This window comes from Sphaerisporangium sp. NPDC051017 (assembly GCF_040683095.1).
In the GTDB taxonomy this organism is placed as follows: Bacteria; Actinomycetota; Actinomycetes; order Streptosporangiales; family Streptosporangiaceae; genus Sphaerisporangium.
This window is the reverse complement of the sequence record NZ_JBFBCI010000060.1, coordinates 1-15,418: the sequence shown is the minus strand read 5'-3', so window position 1 is coordinate 15,418 and position 15,418 is coordinate 1. Positions and strand designations below refer to the sequence as shown.

Sequence of the window (15,418 nt, the reverse complement as noted above, 5' to 3'; positions counted from 1 at the left end):
GACAGAGCAGTGGCCAAGGCCAAGTTCGAGCGGACCAAGCCGCACGTGAACATCGGCACCATTGGGCACATCGACCACGGCAAGACCACTCTGACCGCGGCGATCACCAAGGTGCTTCACGACCGTTTCCCTCACCTCAATGAGGCGACCCCGTTCGACAAGATCGACAAGGCGCCGGAGGAGAAGGCCCGCGGCATCACCATCTCCATCGCCCACGTCGAGTACCAGACCGAGAAGCGTCACTACGCTCACGTGGACTGCCCGGGTCACGCCGACTACGTCAAGAACATGATCACCGGTGCCGCCCAGATGGACGGCGCGATCCTCGTGGTCGCCGCCACCGACGGCCCGATGCCGCAGACGAAGGAGCACGTCCTCCTGGCCCGCCAGGTCGGCGTCCCCTACATCGTCGTCGCCCTGAACAAGGCCGACATGGTGGACGACGAGGAGATCCTGGAGCTCGTCGAGCTCGAGGTCCGCGAGCTGCTGTCCGCCCAGGAGTTCCCGGGCGACGACCTGCCGGTCGTGCGCGTCTCGGCGCTGAAGGCGCTCGAGGGCGACGAGAAGTGGGGCGACTCGATCATCGAGCTCATGAACGCCGTGGACGAGAACGTCCCCGAGCCCGTTCGTGACACCGAGAAGCCGTTCCTGATGCCGATCGAGGACGTGTTCTCGATCACCGGCCGCGGCACCGTCGTGACCGGCCGTATCGAGCGCGGCATCGTCAAGGTCAACGAGACCGTCGACATCATCGGCATCAAGGACAAGAGCACCACGACCACCGTCACCGGTGTCGAGATGTTCCGCAAGCTCCTTGACGAGGGCCGGGCCGGTGACAACGTCGGTCTGCTCCTGCGCGGTATCAAGCGCGAGGACGTCGAGCGCGGCCAGTGCATCATCAAGCCGGGCACGACGACCCCGCACACCGAGTTCGAGGCTCAGGTCTACATCCTGTCCAAGGACGAGGGCGGTCGCCACACGCCGTTCTTCAACAACTACCGCCCGCAGTTCTACTTCCGTACCACGGACGTGACGGGCGTCGTGACCCTGCCCGAGGGCACCGAGATGGTCATGCCCGGTGACAACACCGAGATGACCGTCCAGCTCATCCAGCCCATCGCGATGGAGGACGGTCTCAAGTTCGCCATCCGCGAGGGTGGCCGCACCGTCGGTGCGGGCCGCGTCACCAAGATCATCAAGTAGCACGACCGCGGGTCGGCGGTCGGAGCCGGAAATCCGGGTCCGACCGCCGCACCACGACGGGGCCGAGAACGTCGGCCCCCGAGCCCCGGCGAGGCTTCGAGCCCGACCCAGGCCCGTGATCTCGCAGCCGTCTCGGTCCCAGGACCGAGTCGACTGCAAGATCACGGAAGTATGAGACGGGTCAGCGGCACCCAGGCCGGGACACCTGACAGCGGCACAAGGCCGCACGAAACTTTTGCAGGACGACAGCGAAGGACACCGAGGCCACTATGGCGGGACAGAAGATCCGCATCCGGCTTAAGGCCTATGACCACGAGGTCATCGACAGCTCGGCCAAGAAGATCGTCGAGACGGTGACGCGGACTGGCGCGAAGGTCGCGGGCCCGGTGCCGTTGCCGACCGAGAAGAACGTGTACTGCGTCATCCGCTCGCCGCACAAGTACAAGGACAGCCGTGAGCACTTCGAAATGCGCACGCACAAGCGGCTGATTGACATCATCGATCCGACGCCGAAGACGGTCGACTCGCTCATGCGCCTCGACCTCCCGGCCGGCGTCGACATCTCGATCAAGCTCTGAGGGAACGCACTGACATGGCTAAGCAGATCAAGGGCGTCCTGGGCAAGAAGCTCGGCATGACCCAGGTCTTCGACGAGGGCAACCGGATGGTCCCGGTGACCGTCGTCGAGGCCGGTCCGTGCGTGGTGACCCGCGTCCGCAGTGAAGAAAAGGACGGCTACTCGGCTGTTCAGCTCGGCTACGGGCAGGTCGACCCGCGCAAGGTCAACAAGCCCCTGGGTGACTACCTGCGCAAGCACGACATCACCCCGCGCCGCTACTTCGTCGAGGTCCGCACCAGCGACGCCTCCGAGTACACCCTCGGCCAGGAGGTCCTGGCCGACACCTTCGAGGCCGGCCAGTTCGTGGACGTCACGGGCAAGAGCAAGGGCAAGGGCTTCGCGGGTGTCATGAAGCGTCACGGCTTCCGCGGTCTGGGCTCCTCGCACGGTACCCAGCGCAAGCACCGCTCGCCCGGCTCCATCGGTGGCTGCGCCACCCCGGGCCGCGTCTTCAAGGGCCTGCGCATGGCCGGCCGCATGGGCAACACCCGCACCACGGTCCAGAACCTCAAGGTTCACGCCATCGACGCCGAAAAGGGCCTCATCCTGCTCAAGGGCGCCGTCCCCGGCGCCAACGGCAGCCTGGTCCTCATTCGCACCGCCGCCAAGAAGGGGGCTGCCAAGTGAGCACGACCATTGACATCCTCGACGCGGCCGGCGCGAAGACCGGAAGCGTCGACCTGCCCGAGGACATCTTCGGGGCCAAGGTCAACATCCCGCTGATCCACCAGGTCGTCGTCGCCCAGCTGGCCGCGCGCCGGCAGGGCACCCACAAGACGAAGACCCGCGGCAATGTCAGCGGTGGCGGCAAGAAGCCGTACCGGCAGAAGGGCACCGGCCGCGCCCGCCAGGGCTCGACCCGCGCGCCGCAGTTCACCGGCGGTGGCACCGTCCACGGTCCCCAGCCGCGCGACTACTCGCAGCGGACGCCCAAGAAGATGAAGGCCGCGGCGCTTCGCGGAGCCCTCAGCGACCGCGCGGTCGGTGGCCGGATTCACATCGTCGACAGCCTGGTCACGGGGGAGACCCCGAAGACCAAGGCGGCGCTCGCGGCCCTGCGCACCATCACCAAGGCTCGCAGCGTCCTCGTCGTGGTCGACGAGGGTGACGAGTTCACCTGGCTGAGCCTGCGCAACGCCCCGGAGGTCCACCTCCTGGACGCGGGCCAGCTCAACACCTATGACGTGCTCTGCTACGACGACCTGGTCTTCACCCGTGAGGCCTACGACCAGGTCGTGGAGCGGCTGGGCAGCAGCGGGAAGGAAGACGCCTGATGCAGAAGATCGCCGACCCGCGCGACATCATCATCAAGCCGATCGTCTCCGAGAAGAGCTACGGCCTGATCGATGAGCACAACAAGTACACGTTCCTGGTGCGCAAGACGGCCAACAAGACCCAGGTCAAGATCGCGATCGAGCAGATCTTCGGCGTCAAGGTCACGAGCGTGAACACGATCAACAGGCAGGGCAAGCGCAAGCGCACGAGGTTCGGCTACGGCCAGCGCCCCAGCACCAAGCGGGCGATCGTGAGCCTGGTGGAAGGCGACCGGATCGACATCTTCGGTCAGATCAGCTGATCACCACCGCATTGCCACGCAACACCGACGAGGGATGAACGAAAAAGATGGGCATCCGTAAATACAAGCCGACGACTCCGGGTCGTCGCGGCGCGAGCGTCTCGGACTTCGCCGAGATCACGCGCAGCACGCCGGAGAAGTCGCTGCTTGCTCCCCTGCACAGCAAGGGTGGCCGTAACGTCCACGGCCGTGTGACCGCGCGTCACCAGGGCGGCGGGCACAAGCGCGCCTACCGGATCATCGACTTCCGGCGCCATGACAAGGACGGCATCCCGGCGAAGGTCGCTCACATCGAGTACGACCCGAACCGGACCTCGCGCATCGCGCTCCTGCACTACGCGGACGGCGAGAAGCGCTACATCCTCGCTCCCACGGGCATCAAGCAGGGCGACCGCATCGAGAACGGCCCCGCGGCCGACATCAAGCCGGGCAACTGCCTGCCGCTGCGCAACATCCCGACCGGTACCTTCATCCACGCCGTGGAGCTGAAGCCCGGTGGCGGCGCGAAGCTCGGCCGGTCCGCCGGCGCGCAGATCCAGCTCCTGGCCAAGGAGGGGCAGTACGCCACGCTGCGTATGCCCTCCGGCGAAATGCGCCAGGTGGACGTGCGCTGCCGCGCCTCGGTCGGCCAGGTCGGCAACGCCGAGCAGGCCAACATCAACATCGGCAAGGCCGGTCGTAACCGCTGGAAGGGCAAGCGCCCGACCGTCCGCGGTGTCGCCATGAACCCGGTCGACCACCCGCACGGTGGTGGTGAGGGCAAGACCTCCGGCGGTCGCCACCCGGTGAACCCCAAGGGCAAGCCCGAGGGCCGTACCCGTCAGGCCAACAAGGCCAGCGACCGACTGATCATCCGTCGGCGGAGCAAGAGGAAGAAGCGGTAGGAGCAGCCTAAATGCCACGTAGCCTTAAGAAGGGCCCCTTCGTCGATGACCACCTGATGAAGAAGGTGGACACGCAGAACGAAAAGGGCACCAAGAACGTCATCAAGACGTGGTCGCGGCGCTCCATGATCGTGCCCGACATGCTCGGCCACACGATCGCCGTCCACGACGGGCGCAAGCACGTCCCGGTCTTCGTCACCGAGTCGATGATCGGCCACAAGCTGGGCGAGTTCGCGCCGACGCGGACCTTCCGCAGCCACGTCAAGGAAGACCGGCGTAGCCGGCGGTAAGCGCCTTTCAGAAACGAGGAGTAAGCGATGGAAGCCAGGGCTCAGGCGCGGTTCGTCCGCGTCACGCCCCAGAAGGCCCGCCGTGTGGTGGACCTCATTCGCGGGCTGCCCGCTTCGGAGGCGCAGGCCGTGCTGCAGTTCGCCCCTCAGGCGGCGAGCGAGCCGATCTACAAGGTGCTGTCGAGCGCGATGGCGAACGCCGAGCACAACTTCAAGCTCGAGCGCGACACTCTGGTCGTGAGCCGCGCGTGGGTCGACGAGGGCCCGACGCTCAAGCGGTTCCGCCCCCGTGCCCAGGGCCGTGCCTATCGGATCAACAAGCGGACGAGCCACATCACTGTGATCGTCGAGTCCCGGCCCGAGCGCCAGGGCAAGCCGAAGGGAAGGACCCGCTAGTGGGCCAGAAGGTTAACCCGCACGGGTTCCGGCTCGGCATCACGACCGACTTCAAGAGCCGGTGGTACGCCGACAAGCTGTACAAGTCGTACGTCGCCGAGGACGTGTCGATCCGCCGCATGCTGCAGAAGGGCATGGAGCGCGCCGGCATCTCCAAGGTCGAGATCGAGCGCACCACCGACCGCGTCCAGGTCGACATCCACACCGCCCGGCCGGGCATCGTCATCGGCCGCCGCGGCGCCGAGGCGGACCGCATCCGTGGCGACCTCGAGAAGCTGACCAAGAAGCAGGTCCAGCTCAACATCCTCGAGGTCAAGAACCCCGAGGTCGACGCCCAGCTCGTCGCCCAGGGCGTGGCCGAGCAGCTCTCCAGCCGGGTCTCCTTCCGGCGGGCGATGCGCAAGGCCATGCAGTCGGCGATGAAGAGCGGCGCCAAGGGCATCCGTGTCCAGTGCTCCGGCCGTCTCGGCGGCGCCGAGATGTCGCGCTCGGAGTTCTACCGCGAGGGCCGCGTGCCGCTGCACACCCTCCGCGCGGACATCGACTACGGCTTCTACGAGGCCCGCACCACCTTCGGCCGTATCGGCGTGAAGGTGTGGATCTACAAGGGCGAGGCCCCGACCAGCCGCGCCGAGCGCGAGGCGGCCGCCGCCGGTGCGCGCGCCGGCGGCCAGCGTCGTGACCGCACCGACCGGCCGCAGCGCGGTCGTGGCGGCGCGGGCGGCGGCGGTCGTGGTGGACGTGACGGCGGCGCGCCTCGTGGCGGCGGTCGTGGCGGAGCCAGTGGAGCCAGGACCGAGAACACCGCGCCCGCTGGGGCGCCCGAGACCGGCCCGGCGGAGCAGCCGGGTGCTGAGGGGAGCTGACCATGCTGATCCCGCGCAGGGTCAAGCACCGTAAGCAGCACCGGCCCGACCGCAGCGGCGCCGCCAAGGGCGGCACCAGGGTCGTGTTCGGCGAGTACGGCATCCAGGCGCTTGAGCACCACTACGTGACCAACCGCCAGATCGAGGCCGCTCGTATCGCCATGACCCGGCACATCCGCCGTGGCGGCAAGGTGTGGATCAACATCTACCCGGACCGCCCTCTGACCAAGAAGCCGGCCGAGACCCGCATGGGTTCCGGTAAGGGTTCGCCGGAGTGGTGGATCGCCAACGTCAAGCCCGGCCGCGTCATGTTCGAGCTTTCCGGCGTCACCGAGCCGGTCGCCCGCGAGGCCCTGCGCCGCGCGATGCACAAGCTCCCTATGAAGTGCCGGTTCGTCAAGCGTGAAGTGGGTGAGGCGTGATGGCTAAGGGCCTGACCGCCGGTGAGCTGCGGACTTCTGACCAGGAAGAGCTGGTCCAGAAGCTGAAGGAAGCCAAGGAGGAGCTGTTCAACCTCCGCTTCCAGGCGGCGACCGGTCAGTTGGAGAGCCATGGGCGGCTCCGCGCCGTCCGCCGCGAGATCGCCCGTATCTACACCGTGATGCGCGAGCGGGAGCTCGGCATCATCACGGTCGAGAAGGAGCCGAGCGATGGCTGAGACAACTGAGACCACCGAGACCGCACAGGCGCGGAACTACCGCAAGACCCGCGAGGGTCTGGTCGTCAGCGACAAGATGGACAAGACCGTCGTCGTCGCCGTTGAGGACCGCGTCAAGCACCCGCTGTACGGCAAGGTCATCCGCCGTACGACCAAGTACAAGGCTCACGACGAGCAGAACTCCTGCGGCGTCGGCGACCGCGTCCTCCTGATGGAGACCCGGCCGCTGTCCGCCACCAAGCGGTGGCGGGTCGTGGAGATCCTCGAGCGGGCCAAGTAAGTCGCCGTGCGGGAGGCCCCCCGGAAGGGGGTCTCCCGTGTGGCGTCCCCCCTCGGAGCCGGCAGGGCCGCCGCCGGGGGTGTAAAGACCGAATCTAGTTCCGCCAGGCTCAGAGAATGAGAACCGGCGTGACACACGGGAGTTGACGTGATCCAGCAGGAGTCGCGACTCAAGGTCGCCGACAACACGGGTGCCAAGGAGCTTTTGTGCATCCGCGTGCTCGGTGGCTCGGGTCGGCGCTACGCGGGTATCGGCGACATCATCGTCGCGACGGTGAAGGACGCCCTTCCCGCCGCGGGTGTCAAAAAGGGTGATGTGGTCAAGGCTGTCGTGGTGCGCACCAGTAAGGAGCGCCGCCGCCCCGACGGCTCCTACATCCGCTTCGACGAGAACGCCGCGGTCATCATCAAGGACAGCGGTGACCCTCGGGGCACGCGTATCTTCGGTCCGGTGGGTCGCGAGCTGCGCGAGAAGAAGTTCATGCGCATCATCTCGCTCGCGCCGGAGGTGTTGTAGATGCCGAAGCTGCATGTGAAGAAGGGTGACCTCGTCCAGGTCATCGCCGGTAAGGACAAGGGTGCCAAGGGCCGCGTGATCCGCGCCATTCCGACCGAGGACCGCGTGGTCGTCGAGGGCGTGAACCTGGTCAAGAAGCACTCCAAGGTCACCCACCAGGGACCGCGCGGCGCCAAGGAAGGCGGCGTGCAGATCCTGGAGGCCCCCATCCACGTGAGCAACGTGAAGAAGCTCAAGGATGAGGCCAAGAAGGACGAGGCGAAGAAGGACGACAAGCCCGCGAAGAAGGCCGCCGAGGCCGGCGAATCGGGTGAGGACAACTGATGACCGCCACCACCACTGAGACCGAGCGCCCCGTGCCGCGCCTCAAGCAGCGGTACCGCGAGGAGATCGCGGAGAAGCTGCGCGAGCAGTTCGGCATCGAGAACGTCATGCAGATCCCCAAGCTCACCAAGATCAAGGTGAACATGGGCGTCGGCGAGGCGGCCCGGGACTCCAAGCTCATCGAGGGCGCGGTCCGCGACCTCACGGCCATCACCGGCCAGAAGCCGGCGGTCGCCCACGCCCGCAAGTCCATCGCGCAGTTCAAGCTGCGTGAGGGCATGCCGATCGGCGCGCACGTGACGCTGCGCGGCGACCGCATGTGGGAGTTCCTCGACCGGCTGCTCTCCCTCGCGCTTCCGCGTATCCGGGACTTCCGCGGCCTCTCGCCCAAGCAGTTCGACGGCAACGGGAACTACACCTTCGGGCTGACCGAGCAGGTCATGTTCCACGAGGTGGACCCCGACAGGGTCGACCGCCAGCGGGGCATGGACATCACGGTCGTGACCACCGCCACGAACGACGACCAGGGCCGGGCGCTGCTCAAGCTTCTCGGCTTTCCCTTCAAGGAAGCGTAGGCAGTCACGATGGCTGTGGATCGCAACAAGGAGGCCTGAGCAATGGCCAAGAAGTCTCTGATCGCCAAGGCCGAGCGCAAGCCGAAGTTCGGTGTCCGCGCGTACACTCGTTGTTCGCGTTGTGGCCGGCCCCGCGCCGTCTACCGCAAGTTCGGCCTCTGCCGCGTCTGCTTCCGCGAGATGGCGCACCGGGGCGAACTGCCCGGCATCACCAAGTCGAGCTGGTAGCCCGCGTGCGGGCCTCCTCCAGGGGGCCCGCGCCGTACCGGCTCATTTCAAAGTCATATCAACCGGGCGCCGATCGAGGCGCCCACGACCACACCGTAGGTCCCTCTCGGGAAACCGCGGTGAGGAGGGCCACCGGCCATGACGATGACCGACCCGATCGCAGACATGCTGACGCGTCTGCGTAACGCGAACTCGGCATACCACGACACCGTGGCCATGCCGTACTCGAAGATCAAGGCGCACATCGCCGAGATCCTCCAGCAGGAGGGTTACATCCAGGCTTGGACCGTCGAGGACGCCAAGGTTGGAAAGAACCTCGTGGTGGAGCTCAAGTTCGGGCCCACGCGTGAACGGTCAATCGCGGGCCTGCGCCGGGTTTCCAAGCCCGGTCTGCGGGTCTATGCAAAGAAGGACAACCTGCCCAAGGTCCTGGGCGGTCTCGGCGTCGCGATCATCTCGACGTCCGGTGGCCTCATGACCGACAAGCAGGCCGGCAAGCGTGGTGTGGGCGGGGAAGTCCTCGCCTACGTTTGGTAACGAGGGGAGGAATCCAGCATGTCGCGAATTGGACGGCTGCCCATCCCCGTACCGAATGGTGTGGACATCACCATCGACGGCCGGGATGTCACGGTCAAGGGGCCGAAGGGCACGCTCTCGCACACGATCGCCGAGCCGATCGACGTCGCCCGTGCGGATGACGGCAACATCACCGTCACCCGTCCGAACGATGAGAACAAGGTACGCGCGCTCCACGGGCTGTCCCGGACGCTGATCTCCAACATGGTGGACGGCGTGACCAAGGGCTACAGCAAGACGCTGGAGATCGTCGGCGTCGGTTACCGCGTCCAGGCCAAGGGCCCGACGCAGTTGGAGTTCTCGCTGGGCTTCAGCCACCCGGTGATCGTCGACGCCCCCGAGGGCGTCTCCTTCCGCGTCGAGCGGCCGACCCTGTTCCACGTGGACGGCATCGACAAGCAGAAGGTCGGCGAGGTCGCCGCGAACATCCGCAAGCTGCGCAAGCCCGACCCCTACAAGGGCAAGGGCGTGCGGTACCAGGGCGAAGTCATCCGCCGCAAGGTCGGAAAGGCTGGTAAGTAGTCATGGCCTTCACCAAGGTTGCCAAGCACACGGCCGCCCGTGCGCTGTCGCGCTCGCGCCGTCACCGTCGCGTCCGCAAGAAGGTCGTCGGCTCTCCGGCCCGTCCGCGCCTGGTCATCAACCGCTCAGCGCGCCACATTTTCGTCCAGATCGTGGACGACACCGCGGGCCACACGCTGGCGAGCGCCTCCACCCTGGACGTCTCGCTGCGTACGTCCGAGGGCACCAAGACGGACAAGGCGAAGAAGGTCGGCGAGCTCGTCGCTCAGCGGGCCAAGGCCGCCGGGATCACCGCTGTCGTGTTCGACCGCGGTGGCAACCGCTACGCGGGCCGCATCGCGGCCCTCGCGGACAGCGCCCGAGAAGGCGGGCTGGAGTTCTGATGTCCGAGGAACGCCACTGTGTCCGAGGATCGGAACCGGCCAGGATCGCAATCAAGAGCAACGAGGAGAGGAACCACTGATGGCTGCAGCTCCGCGTCGCGGTGCCGGCGGCGGTGGTGAGCGGCGTGACCGTCGCGACGATCGCCGCGGCGGCGCTGCCGAGAAGGGCGTCTCGTACATCGAGCGCGTCGTAAAGATCAACCGGGTCGCCAAGGTCGTCAAGGGCGGCCGGCGCTTCAGCTTCACCGCCCTGGTCGTCGTCGGCGACGGCAACGGCCTGGTCGGCGTCGGGTACGGCAAGGCCAAGGAGGTGCCCGCGGCGATCGCCAAGGGCGTCGAGGAGGCCAAGAAGCACTTCTTCAAGGTGCCGCGCATCCAGGGCACCATCCCGCACACCGTGCAGGGTGAGGACGCCGCGGGCGTCGTCCTGCTGCGCCCGGCCTCGCCCGGTACCGGTGTCATCGCGGGTGGCCCCGTGCGCGCCGTCCTGGAGTGCGCCGGCATCCACGACGTGCTGTCCAAGTCGCTCGGCTCGGACAACCCGATCAACATCGTCCACGCCACCGTCGCGGCGCTGAAGGGCCTCAGCAGGCCCGAGGAGATCGCCGCGCGTCGTGGGCTGCCGATCGAGCACGTCGCCCCTGTGCGCATGCTCAAGGCCCGCGCCGAGGGCATCGCCGAGGCCGCGGCCGCGGCGAAGGCGGTGAGCTAGCCCATGGCTCGTCTGAAGATCACCCAGGTCCGATCCAAGATCGGTGGCAAGCAGAACCAGCGTGACTCTCTGCGCTCGCTGGGCCTGAAGCGAATCGGCGACGTCGTCGTCAAGGAGGACCGCCCGGAGATCCGGGGCATGGTCGCCGTGGTGACGCACCTCGTCGAGGTGGAAGAGGTCGACTAGTCATGGCTAACGCTGAGAACACCGGCGGCGGCACGCCGCTGCGCGTCCACCACCTGCGTCCGGCTCCCGGCGCCAACAAGGCCAAGATCCGCAAGGGTCGCGGCGAGGCGTCCAAGGGCAAGACCTCCGGTCGTGGCACCAAGGGCACCAAGTCCCGTACGACGGTGCCCTACGGCTTCGAGGGTGGCCAGGTTCCGCTCCAGCGGCGCCTGCCCAAGCGGAAGGGCTTCTCCAACGCCCTGTTCAAGACGACCTACCAGGTCGTCAACCTGGACAGGCTGGGCGAGCTCTTCCCCGAGGGCGGCGACGTCACCGTGGAGACGCTGGTCGAGCGCGGCGCCGTCCGCAAGAACCAGCTGGTCAAGATCCTGGGAACCGGCGAGATCACGGTGGCGTTGAACCTGAGTGCGCATGCGTTCTCCGCCTCCGCGAAGGAGAAGATCGCTGCGGCCGGTGGCTCCGTCACCGAGCTGTAGTAGGCAGGCAATACGAGGCGCGGGGGCTCGGAGAGAGCCGCCGCGCCCGTAGTGCGTTAGAGTGCGCTGGACAAACGGTGTCCAGGGCTCGTTGATCAGAGATGTGCCGATGGATCACCCGCAGACCTTCGCTGACCGATACCGCCGTACAGGCGCGCAGGAGGGACCGTGCTGACCGCGATTAGCCGGGCGTTCCGTACGCCCGACCTGCGCAACAAGCTTCTCTTCACGCTGGGCATCATCGTGTTGTTCCGGCTCGGGTCGGTCCTGCCGACGCCGGGCGTCAACACGATCAACGTGCAGCAGTGTCTCAAGGAGGCGCAGGCCGGAGACGCCGCCAACATCTACGGAATGGTGCAGCTGTTCAGCGGCGGCGCGCTGCTGAAACTTTCAGTGTTCGCGCTGGGCATCATGCCGTACATCACGTCCAGCATCATCCTCCAACTGCTGACGGTGGTGATCCCGCGGCTCGAGGCTCTGAAGAAGGAAGGCCAGGCCGGCACCACCAAGATCACACAGTACACGCGTTACCTCACCATCGGCCTCGCGGTCCTGCAGTCGACCGCCTTCATCGCGCTGGCGCGTACCGGGCAGCTCTTCCCCAACTGCCGTCAGCCGCTACTGGTCAACAACGACGTCTTCACCATCGTCACGATGGTGGTCGTGATGACGGCGGGCACCTCCGTGATCATGTGGCTGGGCGAGCTCGTCACCGACCGGGGCGTCGGCAACGGCATGTCCATCCTGATCTTCACCCAGGTCATCGCGGTCTTCCCGTCGGAGCTCCTGAACATCTTCCGCCAGAACGCCTTCACCTTCGTCGTGGTGATGGTCGTCGGGGTGTTCATGATCGCGGCGGTCGTCTTCGTCGAGCAGGCGCAGCGGCGCATCCCGGTGCAGTACGCCAAGCGCATGGTGGGCCGGCGCATGTACGGCGGGACCTCGACCTACATCCCTCTGAAGGTGAACCAGGCCGGCATCATCCCGGTCATCTTCGCCTCCTCGCTGCTCTATCTCCCGCAGCTCGTGGTGTCGCTGTTCGGCAACAGCGCGGAGCCGAACGCGGTGGTCCAGTGGCTGGCGCAGAACTTCGTGCGCGGCGACCACCCGGTCTACATGCTCACGTTCTTCGTGCTGATCATCTTCTTCACCTACTTCTACGTGTCCATCACCTTCAACCCCGTTGAAGTGGCCGACAACATGAAGAAGTACGGTGGATTCATCCCGGGCATCCGCCCGGGACGGCCGACCGCTGAGTACCTGAGCTACGTACTCACGCGCCTGACCGCTCCCGGTTCGCTGTATCTGGGCCTGATCTCCATGGTGCCGATCATCGCACTGGCGGTGGCAGGAGCGAGCCAGAACTTCCCGTTCGGAGGCACGAGCATTCTGATCATGGTTGGTGTTGGGCTGGACACCGTGAAGCAGATCGAGAGCCAGCTGCAGCAGCGGAACTACGAGGGCTTCCTCAAGTAGTGCGCGTCGTCCTGGTCGGGCCCCCCGGAGCGGGCAAGGGGACACAGGCCCAGTTCATCGCATCGAACCTGTCCATCCCGAAGATCTCGACAGGGGACATCTTCCGTGCCAACGTGTCGGGCGGTACGGAACTCGGCAAGCTTGCCAAGGAGTACATGGACCGCGGCGACCTCGTACCCGACGAGGTGACCGTCGCCATGGTCCGAGACCGCCTCTCGGAGCCGGACGCGCAGGTGGGCTTCCTGCTGGACGGCTTCCCGCGCAACGTGCCACAGGCCCAGATCCTCAACAAGATGCTGGCCGAGTTCGACACCTCGCTCGACGTCGTGCTGGAGCTCGTCGTCGACGAGGAGGAGGTCGTGCGGCGCCTGGCGGGGCGGCGCACGTGCCGTTCCTGCGGCAAGGTGTGGCACGTCGTGTTCGACCCTCCCAGTAACGAGGGGGTCTGCGACGCGTGCGGCGGCGATCTGTTCCAGCGGGACGACGACCGGGAAGAGACCATCCGCCACCGGCTGGAGGTCTACCAGGACCAGACCGCTCCGCTGATCAGGTTCTACGCCGACGAGGGCATCCTGCGCGGCGTGGACGCCACCGGGCCGGTCGAGGAGATCACTCAGCGCGCGATGGCAGAGCTTCGCCGCTTCGCGGAATGACGTAATACCGCCGAACACATCCGATTCGGTGCCAACGCCACTTCTGGGGATTTTTCCAGGGGTGGCGTTCGGCATGTTGGGGGACAATCGGGGGAATCGGGCCGCCGCGCCGTCCGTTGAATCACCCCAGGGGGTGCCAGTAAGTGTTCAAGAAGAACAAGCACGGAATCCAGATCAAGACGCCGGAGCAGGTGGAGAAGATGCGGGCCGCCGGCCTCGTCGTCGGGCGGACGCTCGAGCTCCTGCGGGAATCCGTGCGACCCGGGATCACGCCGCTAGACCTCGACGCGATCGCCGAGAAGGCCATCCGCGACGAGGGGGCGATCCCGTCCTTCAAGGGCTATCAGGGGTTTCCCGCCACCATCTGCGCGTCGGTCAACGACGAGGTGGTCCACGGCATCCCGACCGCCCGGCGCGCGCTGCGCGAGGGCGACATCATCTCCATCGACTGCGGGGCGATCCTGGACGGGTGGCACGGCGACTCGGCGATCACCGTGAGCGTCGGCGAGGTGGACCCCGCCCTCACCGAGCTGATGCGGGTCACGGAAGAGGCCATGTGGCGCGGTGTCGCCGCTCTGACCGTGGGGCGGCACCTTTCCGACATCGGGCACGAGGTAGAGCGTTACGTTCGTTCTCAGGGCCGCTACGGCATCCCCCAGGAGTACGGCGGGCACGGCATCGGCACCGAGATGCACATGGAGCCGTGGGTGGCCAACCACGGCAGGCCGGGCAAGGGCCCGCGCTTCGAGCCGGGCATGTGCTTCGCGGTCGAGCCGATGCTCAACCTCGGCACCGACCGCACCCGCGTGCTCGGCGACGACTGGACCGTCGTGACGATCGACGGAAAGGCGTCCGCGCACTTCGAGCACAGCGTCGCCGTGACCGATAATGGTCCTTGGGTGCTTACCGCCCTTGATGGGGGGAAGGCACGGCTCAGCGAACTGCTGGGTGGGCAGGCCGTGGCCGGCGGAGAGACAGGGCGTTGAGTCCCTTTGACCCGCCGCGCCCCCGCGGCGGACGTCAGCGCGGAAGTTGAGGGATCGATGGCGGCGACACCGGACATGAGGGCGTCCGACGGCGACAGGGACAGGATCGCGGCCACGCTCCGCGAGCACTGCGCCCAGGGCCGGCTCACCATGGAGGAGTTCCAGGAGCGCCTGGAGCTCGTCTACCAGGGCAGGACGTACGGCGATCTCCAGAAGCTGACGGCCGACCTGCCGGACATCGACCTGCAGGCGCGGCCCGTCCCCGTCCCCGCGCCCGCTCCAGGCGCCGTCCAGGGGCCCACCGAGGCTCAGAAGGGGCTCAAGGCGGCGTGGGCGACCTGGGCCGGGGCGGTGGCGGTGTGTACGGTCATCTGGGCCATGTCTGACTTCGGCGGATATTTCTGGCCGATGTGGGTCGCCGGGCCCTGGGGCGCGATTCTGCTGGTCAGCACCATATTCGGCAGCAACCCAAAGAACCGCGGCAGTAAGGGCTGATATCCGCTTCCGTGCAGTAGTGCACGTTCGGCCCCGAGTGTGTATTCGTACGCGGAACGCGCGGTCAGATCTTCCTAACGTGAGCGATGTCCGGAACGAGCGGCACCGAAAGCTCGGCCGGCACGGGGAAACCGTCCTCATCCCGAGGGCGGCTCGCAATCAGGAGGAACACCGTGCGAAAGATTCGCAACCTGGTCGTCGGCACCGCCCTCGCCGGTTCGCTGGCCGCAGGACTCGCCGCCACCGGCACCGCCGCCCAGGCCGCCACTCGACCTGTTCGACCGTGACCGCGAGTACGGCTGGGCCGACTTCTACTACCACGACGACGAGGGCTGGCACTTCTACAAGCGCTACCGGATTCGTCCGTAGTGCTCCGGCCTTCGGGCCAGGGGTGATGCGGGCTCTCCCGCGTAGCGGGGCAGGGAAAGCCGATCCGCCGCCAAGGCGGATCGGCGTCTGTTAGCCTGCTCGCGTCAGGTACCGCCGGATGGGCGGGAACGGAGCCCTCGGGTTCGAAAGCCTGTGGAGACCCGGTAAG

At 66.8% G+C, this 15,418-nt stretch carries 26 protein-coding genes; all 26 read left to right on the top strand.

Features of this window, described 5'->3' with window-relative positions; genetic code table 11:
* The first annotated feature begins 9 nt into the window (after positions 1 to 9).
* Positions 10 to 1,203, top strand: a complete 1,194-nt coding sequence (gene tuf / locus AB0M95_RS33205) for an elongation factor Tu (protein ID WP_114032729.1) — start codon at positions 10 to 12, stop codon at positions 1,201 to 1,203.
* 269 nt (positions 1,204 to 1,472) lie between these two features.
* On the top strand, positions 1,473 to 1,781 hold the full coding sequence (rpsJ, locus tag AB0M95_RS33200; protein ID WP_012887830.1) for a 30S ribosomal protein S10: 309 nt from the start codon (positions 1,473 to 1,475) through the stop codon (positions 1,779 to 1,781).
* A gap of 14 nt (positions 1,782 to 1,795) precedes the next feature.
* Positions 1,796 to 2,449 carry a 50S ribosomal protein L3 gene (rplC, locus tag AB0M95_RS33195; protein WP_363773244.1) on the top strand — a complete coding sequence of 218 codons (654 nt, stop codon included), beginning with the start codon at positions 1,796 to 1,798 and terminating at the stop codon, positions 2,447 to 2,449.
* Positions 2,446 to 3,096 carry a 50S ribosomal protein L4 gene (rplD, locus tag AB0M95_RS33190; protein ID WP_363773241.1) on the top strand — a complete coding sequence of 217 codons (651 nt, stop codon included), beginning with the start codon at positions 2,446 to 2,448 and terminating at the stop codon, positions 3,094 to 3,096. Before rplC ends, rplD begins: the two co-directional genes overlap by 4 nt.
* Complete coding sequence (gene rplW / locus AB0M95_RS33185; RefSeq protein WP_363773238.1) at positions 3,096 to 3,398, top strand: 50S ribosomal protein L23; 303 nt, start codon at positions 3,096 to 3,098, stop codon at positions 3,396 to 3,398. Before rplD ends, rplW begins: the two co-directional genes overlap by 1 nt.
* A 47-nt stretch (positions 3,399 to 3,445) precedes the next feature.
* Complete coding sequence (gene rplB / locus AB0M95_RS33180; RefSeq protein ID WP_214414915.1) at positions 3,446 to 4,282, top strand: 50S ribosomal protein L2; 837 nt, start codon at positions 3,446 to 3,448, stop codon at positions 4,280 to 4,282.
* An 11-nt stretch (positions 4,283 to 4,293) separates the two neighbouring features.
* A complete protein-coding gene (rpsS, locus tag AB0M95_RS33175) occupies positions 4,294 to 4,572 on the top strand; it encodes a 30S ribosomal protein S19 (RefSeq protein WP_184608224.1) in 279 nt (92 codons plus the stop codon).
* A gap of 27 nt (positions 4,573 to 4,599) precedes the next feature.
* Positions 4,600 to 4,968: a 50S ribosomal protein L22 gene (rplV, locus tag AB0M95_RS33170; protein WP_358524511.1), complete on the top strand. Its 369-nt coding sequence runs from the start codon at positions 4,600 to 4,602 to the stop codon at positions 4,966 to 4,968.
* Positions 4,968 to 5,834 (top strand): 30S ribosomal protein S3, encoded by an 867-nt coding sequence (gene rpsC / locus AB0M95_RS33165; protein ID WP_358524509.1) that lies wholly within the window; start codon positions 4,968 to 4,970, stop codon positions 5,832 to 5,834. Before rplV ends, rpsC begins: the two co-directional genes overlap by 1 nt.
* Before the next feature lie 2 nt (positions 5,835 to 5,836).
* Positions 5,837 to 6,256: a 50S ribosomal protein L16 gene (rplP, locus tag AB0M95_RS33160; RefSeq protein ID WP_114032737.1), complete on the top strand. Its 420-nt coding sequence runs from the start codon at positions 5,837 to 5,839 to the stop codon at positions 6,254 to 6,256.
* A complete protein-coding gene (rpmC, locus tag AB0M95_RS33155) occupies positions 6,256 to 6,492 on the top strand; it encodes a 50S ribosomal protein L29 (protein WP_184608220.1) in 237 nt (78 codons plus the stop codon). Before rplP ends, rpmC begins: the two co-directional genes overlap by 1 nt.
* The gene (gene rpsQ / locus AB0M95_RS33150) at positions 6,485 to 6,772 is read left to right on the top strand and encodes a 30S ribosomal protein S17 (protein WP_114032738.1); all 288 of its coding nucleotides are present in this window, start codon (positions 6,485 to 6,487) and stop codon (positions 6,770 to 6,772) included. Before rpmC ends, rpsQ begins: the two co-directional genes overlap by 8 nt.
* Positions 6,773 to 6,919: 147 nt before the next feature.
* Entirely contained in the window at positions 6,920 to 7,288 is a 369-nt protein-coding gene (gene rplN / locus AB0M95_RS33145; RefSeq protein WP_114032739.1) for a 50S ribosomal protein L14, read from the top strand.
* A gap of 9 nt (positions 7,289 to 7,297) precedes the next feature.
* Positions 7,298 to 7,612, top strand: coding sequence for a 50S ribosomal protein L24 (gene rplX / locus AB0M95_RS33140; protein ID WP_363773288.1), 315 nt, complete (start codon positions 7,298 to 7,300; stop codon positions 7,610 to 7,612).
* A complete protein-coding gene (gene rplE / locus AB0M95_RS33135) occupies positions 7,612 to 8,187 on the top strand; it encodes a 50S ribosomal protein L5 (protein WP_358524503.1) in 576 nt (191 codons plus the stop codon). The genes rplX and rplE overlap by 1 nt, the downstream gene beginning before the upstream one ends.
* Positions 8,188 to 8,229: 42 nt before the next feature.
* A complete protein-coding gene (locus AB0M95_RS33130; protein ID WP_114032742.1) occupies positions 8,230 to 8,415 on the top strand; it encodes a type Z 30S ribosomal protein S14 in 186 nt (61 codons plus the stop codon).
* A gap of 138 nt (positions 8,416 to 8,553) precedes the next feature.
* A complete protein-coding gene (gene rpsH, locus AB0M95_RS33125) occupies positions 8,554 to 8,952 on the top strand; it encodes a 30S ribosomal protein S8 (protein ID WP_189162753.1) in 399 nt (132 codons plus the stop codon).
* Between the two features lie 18 nt (positions 8,953 to 8,970).
* A complete protein-coding gene (gene rplF, locus AB0M95_RS33120; RefSeq protein WP_358524500.1) occupies positions 8,971 to 9,513 on the top strand; it encodes a 50S ribosomal protein L6 in 543 nt (180 codons plus the stop codon).
* A 2-nt stretch (positions 9,514 to 9,515) separates the two neighbouring features.
* Complete coding sequence (gene rplR / locus AB0M95_RS33115) at positions 9,516 to 9,896, top strand: 50S ribosomal protein L18 (RefSeq protein ID WP_363773229.1); 381 nt, start codon at positions 9,516 to 9,518, stop codon at positions 9,894 to 9,896.
* 79 nt (positions 9,897 to 9,975) lie between these two features.
* On the top strand, positions 9,976 to 10,608 hold the full coding sequence (rpsE, locus tag AB0M95_RS33110; protein ID WP_114032746.1) for a 30S ribosomal protein S5: 633 nt from the start codon (positions 9,976 to 9,978) through the stop codon (positions 10,606 to 10,608).
* Positions 10,609 to 10,611: 3 nt separating this feature from the next.
* Positions 10,612 to 10,794, top strand: a complete 183-nt coding sequence (gene rpmD, locus AB0M95_RS33105) for a 50S ribosomal protein L30 (RefSeq protein ID WP_020542293.1) — start codon at positions 10,612 to 10,614, stop codon at positions 10,792 to 10,794.
* Positions 10,795 to 10,796: 2 nt separating this feature from the next.
* The gene (gene rplO / locus AB0M95_RS33100) at positions 10,797 to 11,270 is read left to right on the top strand and encodes a 50S ribosomal protein L15 (RefSeq protein ID WP_363773226.1); all 474 of its coding nucleotides are present in this window, start codon (positions 10,797 to 10,799) and stop codon (positions 11,268 to 11,270) included.
* 168 nt (positions 11,271 to 11,438) lie between these two features.
* Positions 11,439 to 12,746, top strand: a complete 1,308-nt coding sequence (secY, locus tag AB0M95_RS33095; protein ID WP_363773223.1) for a preprotein translocase subunit SecY — start codon at positions 11,439 to 11,441, stop codon at positions 12,744 to 12,746.
* Positions 12,746 to 13,399 (top strand): adenylate kinase, encoded by a 654-nt coding sequence (locus AB0M95_RS33090; RefSeq protein WP_358524489.1) that lies wholly within the window; start codon positions 12,746 to 12,748, stop codon positions 13,397 to 13,399. The genes secY and AB0M95_RS33090 overlap by 1 nt, the downstream gene beginning before the upstream one ends.
* A 143-nt stretch (positions 13,400 to 13,542) precedes the next feature.
* Positions 13,543 to 14,385 (top strand): type I methionyl aminopeptidase, encoded by an 843-nt coding sequence (map, locus tag AB0M95_RS33085; protein ID WP_358524487.1) that lies wholly within the window; start codon positions 13,543 to 13,545, stop codon positions 14,383 to 14,385.
* A 57-nt stretch (positions 14,386 to 14,442) separates the two neighbouring features.
* On the top strand, positions 14,443 to 14,880 hold the full coding sequence (locus AB0M95_RS33080) for a DUF1707 domain-containing protein (RefSeq protein WP_363773219.1): 438 nt from the start codon (positions 14,443 to 14,445) through the stop codon (positions 14,878 to 14,880).
* Positions 14,881 to 15,418: the final 538 nt, after the last annotated feature.